Here is a 13,168-nt window from a genome sequence, read left to right on the forward strand (position 1 = left end):
TGTTTAGCTTTTTTATTAAGCTTATCTTTTGTTGTATTTTTTATGATGCATAAAAAATAGATTGACTTGTGTTATTTTTACGCTATATTATTTGCATCATCTTAGTTACAACTTAAAGGGCTGAATGATGGAAAAACTTTCTGACATTGCACAAATTCGTGCTGGTTTTCCTTTCAGGGGAAAAATCCCAGAAGGAGAGCAGCATTTTGTTGTTCAAATGAAGAATATTTCCCTTGATGGCGAGATTGCGTGGCAAGCTTGTGATAAAACGAATATTGAAAAATCACATACTGATTGGCTGGAAGACGGTGATATTTTACTTTCTGCCAAAGGAGAACGTAATTACGCTGTTTTGGTTAAAAATGTAGAAAAGCAAAAAGCCGTAGCATCTCCCCATTTATTTGTGATGCGAGTCAAACATCATAATGTCTTGCCTGCCTTTTTAGTTTGGCTACTTAATCAGCGAGTTGTGCAAAAATATTTTGAGCAAAATGCGGAAGGATCAGGCATGAAAAATATTCGACGTCCTATTCTAGAAAATACCCCCGTTATAATCCCTTCTTTACAGAAGCAGCAGACAATTGTTGCATTAGCACATAACTTAAAACAACAAAGAAAATTGCTTGAAAAACTCATGGCAACAGAAGAGCAAATGATGATAGGTATTGCACGGTCCATCAGGGAAGAACAGAAGTATACAAAATGGTCTAATGAGGAAATAGACACAGTGTAAAATGGCTGAAGGAATCAATAAGCACAAGGTTTCAGACCATTTTACTGACATCAGTAAAATGCTTTTTAGTAAAGCGATTCACAAATCAAAAAATTAACACAAAAGGAATAAACAATGACACAAATTAGCCAAGAGACCATTAACAACGCATTAATGGCAGCTTGTGATACCTTCCGAGGTACCATCAGCCCCGATACTTATAAAGATTTCATTCTTACTATGCTGTTTTTGAAATACGTTTCAGATGTATGGAAAGATCATTACCAACACTATCAAGCACAATATGGCGATGAACCTGAATTAATTGAAGAAATGATGAAAAATGAGCGGTTTGTGCTACCCAAACACGCCAATTTCTATGCCTTATATGAACAGCGTTTTGAACCCGGTAATGGTGAACGTATCGATCAAGCCTTGCACGCCATTGAAGAAGCCAATGGCACCAAATTACGCGATTCGAGTAAAAGCGTGTTCCAAGATATATCCTTTAACACCGATAAATTAGGCGATCAAAAGCAAAAAAATGAGATTTTACGTCATTTATTGGAAGATTTTGCCAAGCCTGAATTAGACCTTAGCCCAAGACGAGTGGGGTCGTTAGATATTATCGGTAACGCCTATGAGTACCTTATCAAACATTTTGCGGCAAGCGGTGGGCAAAAAGCAGGGGAATTTTACACGCCGCCTGAAGTGTCCGATTTAATCGCAGAGCTACTCGATCCACAATTAGGCGACAGCATTTGCGATCCTGCTTGTGGCTCAGGTTCGTTATTGATGAAGTGCGGTCGAAAAGTGTTACAAAATCACGGTGAACGCCAATATGCCCTCTTTGGTCAAGAGGCAATCGGCTCCACGTGGTCACTGGCAAAAATGAATATGTTTTTGCACGGTGAAGATAACCACCGCATTGAATGGGGCGACACCATTCGCAACCCTAAATTACTGGATCAACAAGGCAACCTGATGCAATTTGACATTGTAACCGCCAATCCGCCCTTTTCTTTAGACAAATGGGGCGTGGAACAAGCGGAAAACGATCATTTTGGGCGATTCACCCGTGGGCTGCCGCCAAAAACCAAAGGCGACTATGCCTTTATTTTGCATATGATCGAAACCTTAAAAACCAAAACAGGGCGAATGGGCGTGGTGGTGCCGCACGGCGTGCTGTTCCGAGGGGCGGCAGAAGGCAAAATTCGTCAAAAATTAATTGAAGAAAATTTATTGGATGCGGTCATCGGCTTGCCCGAAAAACTGTTTTTTGGCACGGGGATTCCTGCGGCTATTTTGCTGTTTAAAAAGCAAAAATCGCACAATAAGGTATTATTTATTGATGCCAGCGGTGAATTTAAGGCAGGGAAAAATCAAAATCTATTAACGGAAGAGAATATCCAAAAAATTGCTAAAACCTACCGCACTTACGCCCCTGTGGAGAAATATGCTTATGTGGCTACCTTCGAGGAAATCAAAGAAAATGATTTTAATCTGAATATTCCTCGTTATGTGGACACCTTTGAAGAAGAGGCGGAAATTGATTTGCCAGCGGTGCGTACAGAGCGAGAGGCATTAAAGGCACAGTTAGCCGAGCTAGAAAAGCAAATGGACGATTATTTGCAGGAATTGGGATTTTGAGGATAACAAAATGAATACGTTGCCAAGCGGTTGGGAAAGAAAAAAATTAGGTGATTTAATGAAGTTTAAAAATGGTTTGAATTTCACTAAATCAGATTCAGGAGAAGCGATAAAAATCGTTGGAGTCACAGATTTTAAGAATTTTACTGAGTTAAAAACAACAGAAAACTTAGATATTGTTAATGTTGAAGGTAAAGTTAAAAATGATGAATTACTTTATTCTGGCGATTTATTATTTGTAAGGTCTAATGGTAATAAAGATCTGATTGGTCGTTGCCTATATTTCCCCTTTGTTAATGAAAAATTATCCTTTTCTGGTTTTACAATTAGAGGGAGAGTTGTTAATGAAAATACATACTCAAAGTATATTTCAATATTCTCTCATTCTTTTTGGATGAAGCAACAGATTAAAAAAAAGGGTGGTGGTACAAATATTTCTAATCTTAGTCAGCAAATTCTTAATGATATATGGATTAATTTACCCCCCCTCTCAGAACAAACCAAAATCGCAGATATTCTTTCTACGTGGGACAAAGCAATTCAAACCACAGAGCAGTTGTTAGCAAATAGTCAGCAACAGAAAAAAGCCTTAATGCAGCAATTGCTAACGGGCAAAAAACGTTTGAAAGGGTTTAGTGGGGAGCGGAGAAAGACTAAATTAATCAATCTGTTAAAAGAAGAAAAAGCAAGAAATAGAGATAATCAAGTAACACGAGTTTTAAGTGTCACTAATCATAGCGGTTTTGTATTACCAGAAGATCAGTTTTCTAAGCGTGTTGCAAGTGAGGACATTTCTAATTACAAAATCGTCAAAAAAGGTCAGTTTGCTTATAATCCTTCTCGATTAAATGTTGGATCTTTTGCACGATTAGATAAATTTGGTGATAGCACATTAAGTCCTATGTACGTCGTTTTTAGCATAAAATCTAAAGAATTAGATAGCGATTTCTTTTTGTATTGGATGCAATCTCACGAAGCTAAACAACGCATTAATAATAGTACTCAAGGTTCTGTTAGGGAATCAGTAGGATTTGATGCGTTATGTTCATTTCCTTTTGCATTGCCACCATTATCAGAACAACAAAAAATCGCACAAATTCTTTCAACACAAGATCACGAAATCGACACCCTTCAACAAAAACTCGCTTGTTTAAAGCAAGAGAAAAAAGCCTTAATGCAAAAATTGTTGAGTGGGAAAGTGAGGGTAAAAGTTTAGGAGGAAATATGTCACTATCAGAAAATATTACATTTACTCAACGAGATGAATTTAATCGAAAACTTATCGCCGAGAATTTAGTTCACCTTCTAGATTCTAAATTAAATTTATCACCAATGGTGATAAATGGTGGATGGGGAATTGGTAAAACAGAGTTTTGCTTGAAAACAATTAAGCTCATTGAAGATAAATTAGAAGATAAATATCATCTAGTTTACATAGATGCATTTAAGTCCGATCATTCTGGAGAACCATTAATTGCCATATTGTCTGAAATAATTAATGTGTGTAAACCTAATGAGGAACAAATAAACCGTTTAGGAAAATTGGCTGCAGGATTATTTAAATTTATTGTTAAAGCTTCGGTGGGCTATTTACTTAGAAGTAATACAAATGATATTACAGAAGAATTTTCTGATGCAATAAAAACAACAACAGACAGTGCGGTAGAAAAATCCGTTTCTTATTTATTAAAAGAACAAGCAAATTTAAATAAAAATATTAATTTATTGAAAGAATTACTTAAAGAAATCTCTGGAGATAAAGAGATTATCATATTTATTGATGAGTTAGACCGATGTCGTCCAGACTATGCACTAGATATGTTAGAAGTAATCAAGCATATTTTGGATATTGAAAAAATCAAAGTTGTTTTGGTCACGAATATAGAACAATTAAAATCAGCTGTGACTCAACGATATGGTACTACTATTGATGCTCATCGTTACTTAGATAAATTGTTTAAATTTACGTTTAAATTACCTTCCACAGTAGTCGGAAATTACTATTCTGAATTAGCTGCTTATAATTTATTTTTATCAAAACTTCGTCAAAGTGATAATGACTTTTTCACGATGTTATCACTGGATGATACTACTTTAGATTTTATAAAAGATCTCATTGAAATCCATAATGTTTCTCTGAGAGAAGTCGAAAAAGTGATTCATTTTCTTGATGTTTACTTGATTATTGGAGAAATAGAGAGTAGTAAGCAGGATTATATGAGAAACATGATAATTATTTTTTGTATTTTTTTATCAGTTCTTAAACCAAAATTACTAGATGATTTTTTGAATAGCCGAGTAAATCAGCAAGAATTGTTAGAGTTTTTAAATTTAAAACTCAATAAAGAAATTTTTGAAAATGGAATCAGGCGAGAATTATTAATATATGTCATTTCAGCTGGACATTTTTATGAAGCCAAATTGGATATTAGGTTCGATTTATCCAATAATCAGAATTGGAACGAATTCATAAATGGACTTTCTTCTTGGCATGACTATAGGATTAATTTATCAACATATGAAGTTAGAAATAGATTTGGAATGTTATCAAAAACTTTAAATATACTTTCACTATATTCATAAATAATTAAGGAAGAACTATGCAACACCTACCCCGTTTTCAAGAACGTTTTTCTTCTCATCTTCCTGCGGCGATCTTATTGAGCAATTTAGGCTGGGAGTACCTTTCACCGCAGGAAATAGTGACGCTACGAGGGGGGAGTTTGTCTTCGGTGGTGTTGGTGGAGGTATTGCGAGCGGCATTGGCAAAACGGCAGTTTATGTTTGCAGGCAAATCTTATCCGCTGTCACAAAACGCCATTGATAGTATTGTGGCGGAGGTGTGCAATGTGGATTTATCACAGGGCTTATTGCACGCCAATGAAACGCTGTATCACCATTTGTTGTATGGCATTTCAGTAACCGAGTTTGTGGAGGGCAAAAAAGTCAATCCCACCGTCTTTCTTATCGACTGGCAACAAGTTTCTAATAATCACTTCTGTTTTTCTGATGAATTTCAAGTCACTCGCACCAATGGCGTGGCACATCGTCGTCCTGATTTTGTGTGTTTTGTTAATGGCTTACCTTTAGTCGTCATTGAAGCTAAACGTCCTGATGGCAAAGCCTTGCCTAGCATTGAGGAGGGCATCTCTCAGCATTTGCGCAATCAACGGGCGGACGAAATTCCCCAGCTGTTTATGTTTAGCCAATTATTGCTGTCAATTAATGGCTCGGCAGGCAAATATGCCACTTGCGGCACGCCTGCGAAATTTTGGGCAATATGGCGTGAAGAGGATATAACGGAAGCGGATTTATTGGCGAAAAAAAATCAAAAAGTGACCGCACTTGTTGCGCAAAAAATGATGAAAGAAGAGGAGCGGGCTTGGTATGAAAATTGGTCTCAATCGCCTTTGTCTGTGACCGAGCAAGATCGCTTGCTGATTGCCTTGCTTTCACCAGACCGGCTTTTGGAATTTGTGCGTTATTTTATTTTGTTTGATAAGAAGTCAGGCAAGATTGCGGCACGTTATCAGCAAGTGTTTGGCATCAAACGTTTAATTGAACGGATTACGCAAAAACGCCCAGATGGCGGACGTGAAGGTGGGGTGATTTGGCATACCACAGGTTCGGGTAAGTCCTTTACGATGGTGTTTTTGAGCAAAGCGTTGATTTTGCACGATGGTTTGAAGCAATGCCGTATTGTGGTGGTGACCGATCGTATTGATTTAGAAAAGCAACTCAGTCGCACCTTTGCCTCTAGCGGTGAGTTGGGCAATAAAAAAGATCAAGAAAATGCCTTGGCAACATCGGGTAAGCGTTTAGCGGAACAAATTGGTTCGGGCAATGAGCGGATTATTTTTTCCTTGATTCAGAAATTCAATACCGCCACGAAATTAAAGGCGTGCTTTAATGACAGTGCGGATATTGTGGTGCTAATTGATGAGGGGCATCGTAGTCAAGGCGGTGAAAATCACATTCGGATGAAACAGGCATTGCCTCACGCTTCTTTTGTGGCATTTACTGGTACGCCATTATTAAAAGAGGAGAAAACCACCAATAAATTTGGTCCTATTTTGCACGCCTATACGATGCAACAGGCGGTGAAAGATGGGGCGGTGACGCCTTTGCTGTATGAAGAGCGGATTCCTGATTTGGAGGTGAATGAACGTGCTATTGACAGCTGGTTTGAACGGATTACGGTGGGGCTTTCTGAACAACAAAAAGCCGATTTAAAACGAAAATATGCCAAAAAAGGGCAGGTGTATCACGCTGAGGATCGCATTCGTTTAATTGCTTTAGATATTACCAATCATTTTGTGAACCATGTGGAAGCAGGGCTAAAAGCACAATTGGCTTGTGACAGTAAGTCTTCCGCCATTAAATATAAGCAGTATTTAGATGAAATTGGGCTGTTTGAGTCCGCTTTGGTGATCAGTGCCCCTGATAGCCGAGAAGGCAATACTGAGCTTGATGAATCCGCAAGTGATGATGTGGTGAAATGGTGGAAAGACAATGTGGGTGCCCAAGATGAAACCACTTATACCAGTACGCAGATTCAACGTTTTGATAAAGATGATCAGCTAAAAATGCTGATTGTGGTGGATAAATTACTGACGGGATTTGATGAGCCGAAAAATGCCGTGTTGTATATTGATAAACCACTGAAATCGCACAATTTAATTCAGGCAATTGCACGAGTTAATCGTTTACATACGGCGAAAAAATATGGCTTGTTAATTGATTATCGGGGCATTTTAAAAGAATTAGATATCACCATTGAACAATATCAGGATTTAGCCGAACGTACGCAAGGGGGCTACGATCTTGCTGATCTTGCTGGGCTTTACCAACAAATGAGCAGGGAATATAAACGCTTGCCAATGCTATATCGACAATTGTGGGCAATTTTTGAGAAGGTAAAAAATAAACAGGATATTGAGCAACTACGCCAAGTATTGATGCCAAAAATGGAGAAGGTGAATGGTCAGTTGGTGGATATGAACGTTAAAGCACGGGATGACTTTTATGAGGCACTGACTGCGTTTTCAAGTTGCTTAAAAGTAGCGTTGCAGTCCGCCAGTTTTTTTGAAGATAGCCAATTTTCTGATGAAGACAGAAGCCATTATAAAGCGACCTTACAACAATTTTCTGCACTACGCTTGATTGTTCAACAAGATGCAGGCGAAAAAGTGGATTACCGTGAATATGAAGATCAGGTTAAAAAACTATTAGATAAACACGTGGTTGGGGTGCAGGTTAAGGAGCCTGAAGGTAGTTACGATGTATCCAAATTGGGGAAACAACAAAAGCCTGAGACATGGTCGCCAGAAAAGACACGCAATGAAACAGATATAATCAAAACCCGTGTGATCAAAATGATTGAGCAAGAGATGGGCGATGATCCTTATGCGAAAGAAGCCTTTTCTCAATTATTGAAAAAAATTATTGCAGAAACTACCGCACTTTTTGAGCATCCGTTAAAGCAATATTGGTTGTTTAAAGAATTTGAGGAAAAAGTACAAGCACGCCAACTCGATGAGCTGCCAGATTTTCACGGGAATCACCAAGCTCAAGCCTTTTTTGGTGTGTTTAAACTGAATTTGCCCGATTTTTTTGCACAAATTCACCCTGAAGAGCAACAAAGCTGGGTGGATTTTGCATTTGAAGTAGATCGTAGCGTGGATCAAGTTGTGAAGCTCTTTTCCATTAACCCACAAGCCATTGAAACGGAAATTCGCAAGCAATTGTTACCGCTTGTTTTCCAACGTTGTAAAGCCATAGGGGCAGGCATGGATCAAACCAAACGAATTTTGGAAATGCTGATACAGATTGTGAGAGGAGGAATGTGTAATGGTGGATAGATATTCTTTATATCAAGATGCAAAAGAAATAAAGAAAATTATCGCTTATTTAGATTTTTTATTTCGATATAATAAATATAAACCAAGGCTAATAGAAAAGAAATGTAATGATTATATGAGGAACATTACTATAACATTCTCCGTTATCTTGTTGGTTATATATTTCTTTGTTCTTTTAGATAATTTTGAAAATGAATATGTAAAAATAGTATTTTTCTCTATCACTCTTATTTTTTCTTTTTTCTTCACTATTTTTTTATTTTCTAATGTTGGGATAAGTATTTTTTATATGATAAAAGATAGAACTTTGAAAAATAATGAAGTTAGAAGTGTTTTATATGATGTTATAGCTTTAGATAAATTGATGGGTTTTGATGAAGGTTTATTAAAGTTAACAAAAGCTGACTTTACTTATCAGATGGAACGGCATATGTTCCTTGGTAAAATTTTCTTCTCAATATTATCGATATTTGCAGTTAACCAAGTTTTTGGTATATCTATTTCTTATAAAGAATTACTAAAAAATATGTCTATTAGCATATTGGATCCTGAGTTTTGGATTTTAAATATGGCAATTATATTAGCAACGATTTCTATCTTAGGGTTGGTATCGCTCAGGAAAATATACAAATATAGATTTTATATCCATATTATTGAAGTTGTATTGTTTAAAAAAAATCATGTTAATAAGTAAACAATTAGTTTTTGTATATGGCAAGCAAGTTATAAGTTTTACTTACCAGTACAGCAAGAATGCAAAACGTTTACGGATTTATGTTTACCCTGACTGTCAAATTCGCCTTATTGTGCCTGAAGATACTTCGGAATCTGACATCTTGGTGGCGGTGCAAAAGCGACGATGTTGGATTGTGAAGCAGTTAGCGTATTTTCGGCAGCAACAACAAGACATCACGCCTCGTCAGTACATTAGCGGGGAAAGTCATTATTATTTAGGGCGACAGTATGTGTTAAAAGTGATTGAAAATCCTCAATTGCTAGAAGGGGTTAAATTTTTGCGTGGCAAGTTAGAGGTTTATGTAGCAGAAAAAAACGCAAGCAAGGTGAAAAAACAGTTAGAAAACTGGTATCGAGCAAAAGCCACTATTATCTTTGAGCAACGTTTAACAGCGTTATTAGAGCAGGCATTATGGATGACATTTCGCCCCGACATTAAATTAATCAAAATGAAAAAACAATGGGGCAATTGTTCGGTTAAAGGGTATTTGACGTTAAATCCCATGTTGGTTAAAGCCCCAAGAGAATGTATTGATTATGTGATTTTGCACGAGCTTTGCCATTTTGCAGAGCATAATCACAGCCCGAATTTTTATAGTTTACTCACCCAAGTGATGCCTGATTGGAAAAAAAGAAAAACACGTTTAGATGGATTGGTCGAACAGATTTTAACTGAATGATGTTTTCTTCTTTGAGAGTGCTTGTCCGCTAGCTGTACAGTGCTGGTGGTTTTGAACATTTCCCTTAAACCGCTTTATAATTCTTTATGCAAACTCCACTCAGTGATAAACTAAGCCACAATTTTTTCGATTTATAAACCGTTTTCATTTAACAGGTATCTCAATGCGTACAAGTCAATATTTATTCTCAACCTTAAAAGAAACGCCTGCGGAGGCAAGTATTGTTAGCCATCAATTAATGTTGCGTGCGGGCATGATTCGCCCATTGGCATCGGGGCTTTATACTTGGTTGCCTACAGGGCTACGTGTGTTACACAAAGTAGAAAACATTATTCGTGAAGAAATGGATAAAAGCGGTGCGTTAGAAGTGAAAATGGCGGTTACGCAACCAGCAGAATTATGGCAAGAGTCTGGACGTTGGGAAGAATATGGTCCCGAATTATTGCGCTTTAAAGATCGTGGTGAACGTGATTTTGTGATTGGACCAACCAATGAAGAAGTGATTACCGATTTAGTGCGCCGTGAATTGAGTTCTTATAAGCAATTACCACTCAATTTATACCATATTCAAACTAAATTCCGTGATGAAGTACGTCCACGTTTTGGTGTCATGCGCTCGCGTGAGTTTGTGATGAAAGATGCTTATTCTTTTCATACTACACATGAATGTTTGCAAAATACCTATGATGTGATGTATCAAACCTATTCCAATATTTTCAATCGTTTAGGTTTAGATTTCCGTGCCGTACAGGCTGATACAGGTTCAATTGGTGGGAGTGCATCCCATGAATTCCAAGTGTTAGCACAAAGTGGTGAAGATGATGTAGTGTTTTCAACAGAGTCAGATTTTGCCGCCAATATTGAACTTGCCGAAGCAGTAGCATTAGGTGAGCGCGGACCAGTAACAGAAGAATTACGTTTAGTGGATACGCCTAATGCAAAAACCATTGCGGAATTGGTAGCACAATTCAATCAACCAATTGAAAAAACAGTAAAAACCTTAGTGGTGCACGCGACTGAAGAAAGCGGTCACAAGTTAGTGGCATTGTTAGTACGTGGTGATCACGAGTTAAACGAAATTAAAGCGGAGAAAGTGGATATCGTCGCAAGCCCATTACAGTTTGCTACCGATGAAGAAATTCGTGCAGTAGTAGGTGCGGGTACAGGTTCATTAGGTCCAATCAATTTACCAATGCCGATTGTGATCGATCGCACCGTCGCCAATATGGATAACTTCTCTGCGGGTGCAAACCAAGACGGTAAACATTATTTTGGTATTAATTGGGAACGTGATTTGGCGGTACCACAAGTAGCCGATTTACGTAATGTAGTAGAAGGTGATCCTAGCCCAGATGGTAAAGGTACTTTGCAAATTAAACGTGGTATCGAAGTAGGTCATATTTTCCAATTAGGCACCAAATATTCCGCTGCGATGAATGCCACGGTACAGGGCGAAGATGGTCGTCCACAAACCATGATCATGGGCTGTTATGGTATCGGAGTAACGCGTGTGATTGCAGCAGCCATTGAGCAGCATCATGATGAGCGTGGCATTATTTGGCCAGACAATATTGCTCCATTCAAAGTGGCGATTGTACCAATGAATATGCATAAATCAGAAAGCGTGCAGCAATTTGCTGAAGAATTATACCGCACTTTAATGGCACAAGGTGTGGATGTTATTTTTGATGATCGTAAAGAACGTCCTGGTGTGATGTTTGCGGATATGGAACTTATTGGCGTGCCGCATATGATTGTGATTGGTGAGAAAAATCTTGAGAAAGGCGAAATTGAATATAAGAATCGTCGTTTAGGTGAGAAAGAAATGATTGCTAAAGAGCAGCTATTAGCAGTGCTCAAGGCTAAATTAGCTTAATAACAGACAAAAAATGCGAGTATTAAACTCGCATTTTTTATTGGTGGGGCGATTATTTAATTTTAGCTAAAACTTCACGTACTAAACGTCCAATTTCATCCCAATTTTTCTCTTGAATTAATTTTTTCTCCACAAACCAAGAACCACCACAAGCAACAACATTTGGAATTGCTAAATACGCTTGAATATTATGTAAACCAATTCCTCCTGTTGGCATGATTTGTAATTGTGCATAAGGACCTAGTAAGGCTTTAATCATTTTTACGCCGCCAGAAGCTTCAGCTGGGAAGAATTTAACCGCAGTGATGCCCATTTCAAGTGCGGCTTCAATCGACATGGGATTGTTGATACCCGGTGTAATAGGAAGTTGTAACTCTTGACAAAGTTTGACAATGTTAGGATTAAAGCCCGGTGTGACAATAAAATCAGCTCCTGCATTTTTGGCTTGGATGACTTGCTCTGGTGTTAATACTGTACCTGCTGCAATTAATATTTCAGGATAATGTTGGCGAACTAAACGGATTGCTTGTTCAGCCGCAGTAGAGCGAAAAGTAATTTCTGCAACAGGTAAGCCATTTTGGACTAAAGTTTCTACTAAGGGTAAAATTGTTTCCGCTTCTTCTACTGCAATCACTGGCACAACTTTAATTGTTCTTAACTTTTCAATAATTTGATCAGTATTATATTTCATAAAAATCCTTAAATATGAATTAGTTGAATGTATTTATTAAATGAGCTGTTACTGATTTATCAATAATTGCACCTTGATACTGGATGACAAGCCCTGCTAATTGGTGACCCTGTTCACAACAAACATATAATGGTTTACCTTGCAAATAGCCATTAAGGAAGCCTGCATTAAATGCATCACCTGCAGAAGTTGTATCAACAATATTGTTGACTTCTTGTGTTGGCACAAAGCATTGATTGTTATGACGATCACTGCACATTGCCCCAGATTTTCCTTGTTTGACAATAACTTTTTTGACTCCCATTTGTTTTAAACGATGGATGGTATCAAGAGCATTTTTATCTTGCCAAATAGCTTGTTCATCCTCGAACGTGACTAACGCCAGATCAACAATAGGTAAAAGTGCGGTATAAATTTCTTGTGTTTTTTCCAGTGATTCCCAAAGTGCAGGGCGGTAGTTACTATCAAAAGCAATTTTTATGCCTTGCTTTGCAAGTACAATTAACTTTGTAATTAATGCTGTTCTGTCATGATCAGGTAAAATAGCTAAAGAGATACCACTTAAATAAATCATATCTACTGCTATCAGTGCTTCAAATACTTTTTCTATCTCAATATGTTGCAATAAATAACGCGCAGCGGATTGATTACGCCAATATAAAAACGTTCGCTCACCTTGTGCATCCAGTTGAATTAAATAGAGACCTGCATGTCGTTTCGGGTCACGCAGTACCCAATTGGTATTGATGCCATCAATTTGCCAATGCTCAATCATTTGTTGGCTCAGTTTATCTGTTCCCATTGCTGAGATATATTGTACTTCAAGTACTGTTGATGGGGTGACGCGAGTTAAATAAGTTGCTGTATTCAGGGTATCTCCACCATAAGTTTGATACATACGACCAAATGCCTCACCATTTAGCTCAATCATACATTCACCAATAATTGCTATTTTCTTCATGG

Annotated in this window: 10 protein-coding genes; 8 read left to right on the top strand and 2 right to left on the bottom strand. The window is 37.7% G+C overall.

Features of this window, described 5'->3' with window-relative positions; translation table 11 throughout:
- Positions 1–127: 127 nt before the first annotated feature.
- The 8 genes from ACFSAV_RS01555 (at position 128) to proS (ending at position 11,514) form a co-directional block, all read left to right on the top strand.
- The gene (locus ACFSAV_RS01555) at positions 128–733 is read left to right on the top strand and encodes a restriction endonuclease subunit S (RefSeq protein WP_379095425.1); all 606 of its coding nucleotides are present in this window, start codon (positions 128–130) and stop codon (positions 731–733) included.
- A 114-nt stretch (positions 734–847) separates the two neighbouring features.
- Entirely contained in the window at positions 848–2,362 is a 1,515-nt protein-coding gene (locus tag ACFSAV_RS01560) for a type I restriction-modification system subunit M (RefSeq protein WP_379095428.1), read from the top strand.
- 10 nt (positions 2,363–2,372) lie between these two features.
- Positions 2,373–3,578, top strand: a complete 1,206-nt coding sequence (locus ACFSAV_RS01565; protein ID WP_379095431.1) for a restriction endonuclease subunit S — start codon at positions 2,373–2,375, stop codon at positions 3,576–3,578.
- 8 nt (positions 3,579–3,586) lie between these two features.
- Positions 3,587–4,945: a KAP family P-loop NTPase fold protein gene (locus ACFSAV_RS01570; protein WP_379095434.1), complete on the top strand. Its 1,359-nt coding sequence runs from the start codon at positions 3,587–3,589 to the stop codon at positions 4,943–4,945.
- Positions 4,946–4,962: 17 nt separating this feature from the next.
- On the top strand, positions 4,963–8,223 hold the full coding sequence (locus ACFSAV_RS01575) for a type I restriction endonuclease subunit R (RefSeq protein WP_379095437.1): 3,261 nt from the start codon (positions 4,963–4,965) through the stop codon (positions 8,221–8,223).
- Complete coding sequence (locus tag ACFSAV_RS01580; protein ID WP_379095440.1) at positions 8,213–8,917, top strand: hypothetical protein; 705 nt, start codon at positions 8,213–8,215, stop codon at positions 8,915–8,917. The genes ACFSAV_RS01575 and ACFSAV_RS01580 overlap by 11 nt, the downstream gene beginning before the upstream one ends.
- Entirely contained in the window at positions 8,904–9,638 is a 735-nt protein-coding gene (locus tag ACFSAV_RS01585) for a M48 family metallopeptidase (protein ID WP_379095443.1), read from the top strand. The genes ACFSAV_RS01580 and ACFSAV_RS01585 overlap by 14 nt, the downstream gene beginning before the upstream one ends.
- Positions 9,639–9,801: 163 nt before the next feature.
- Positions 9,802–11,514: a proline--tRNA ligase gene (gene proS, locus ACFSAV_RS01590; protein WP_379095447.1), complete on the top strand. Its 1,713-nt coding sequence runs from the start codon at positions 9,802–9,804 to the stop codon at positions 11,512–11,514.
- A 52-nt stretch (positions 11,515–11,566) separates the two neighbouring features.
- Here the strand turns inward: proS and ACFSAV_RS01595 are convergent, their stop codons facing one another.
- Together ACFSAV_RS01595 and ACFSAV_RS01600 are read right to left on the bottom strand one after the other, a co-directional pair.
- Positions 11,567–12,205, bottom strand: a complete 639-nt coding sequence (locus ACFSAV_RS01595) for a bifunctional 4-hydroxy-2-oxoglutarate aldolase/2-dehydro-3-deoxy-phosphogluconate aldolase (protein WP_101776259.1) — start codon at positions 12,203–12,205, stop codon at positions 11,567–11,569.
- 19 nt (positions 12,206–12,224) lie between these two features.
- Entirely contained in the window at positions 12,225–13,166 is a 942-nt protein-coding gene (locus ACFSAV_RS01600; protein ID WP_379095451.1) for a sugar kinase, read from the bottom strand.
- Positions 13,167–13,168: the final 2 nt, after the last annotated feature.

This window comes from Pasteurella oralis, assembly GCF_042681465.1.
In the GTDB taxonomy this organism is placed as follows: domain Bacteria; phylum Pseudomonadota; class Gammaproteobacteria; order Enterobacterales; family Pasteurellaceae; genus Pasteurella; species Pasteurella oralis.

Excerpts from the sequence above, each read along its gene's own strand:
- ACFSAV_RS01555 (WP_379095425.1), top strand. The coding sequence starts at position 128 with ATGGAAAAACTTTCTGACATTGCACAAATTCGTGCTGGTTTTCCTTTC.
- ACFSAV_RS01560 (WP_379095428.1), top strand. The coding sequence starts at position 848 with ATGACACAAATTAGCCAAGAGACCATTAACAACGCATTAATGGCAGCT.
- ACFSAV_RS01565 (WP_379095431.1), top strand. The coding sequence starts at position 2,373 with ATGAATACGTTGCCAAGCGGTTGGGAAAGAAAAAAATTAGGTGATTTA.
- ACFSAV_RS01570 (WP_379095434.1), top strand. The coding sequence starts at position 3,587 with ATGTCACTATCAGAAAATATTACATTTACTCAACGAGATGAATTTAAT.
- ACFSAV_RS01575 (WP_379095437.1), top strand. The coding sequence starts at position 4,963 with ATGCAACACCTACCCCGTTTTCAAGAACGTTTTTCTTCTCATCTTCCT.
- ACFSAV_RS01580 (WP_379095440.1), top strand. The coding sequence starts at position 8,213 with ATGGTGGATAGATATTCTTTATATCAAGATGCAAAAGAAATAAAGAAA.
- ACFSAV_RS01585 (WP_379095443.1), top strand. The coding sequence starts at position 8,904 with ATGTTAATAAGTAAACAATTAGTTTTTGTATATGGCAAGCAAGTTATA.
- proS (WP_379095447.1), top strand. The coding sequence starts at position 9,802 with ATGCGTACAAGTCAATATTTATTCTCAACCTTAAAAGAAACGCCTGCG.
- ACFSAV_RS01595 (WP_101776259.1), bottom strand. The coding sequence starts at position 12,205 with ATGAAATATAATACTGATCAAATTATTGAAAAGTTAAGAACAATTAAA.
- ACFSAV_RS01600 (WP_379095451.1), bottom strand. The coding sequence starts at position 13,166 with ATGAAGAAAATAGCAATTATTGGTGAATGTATGATTGAGCTAAATGGT.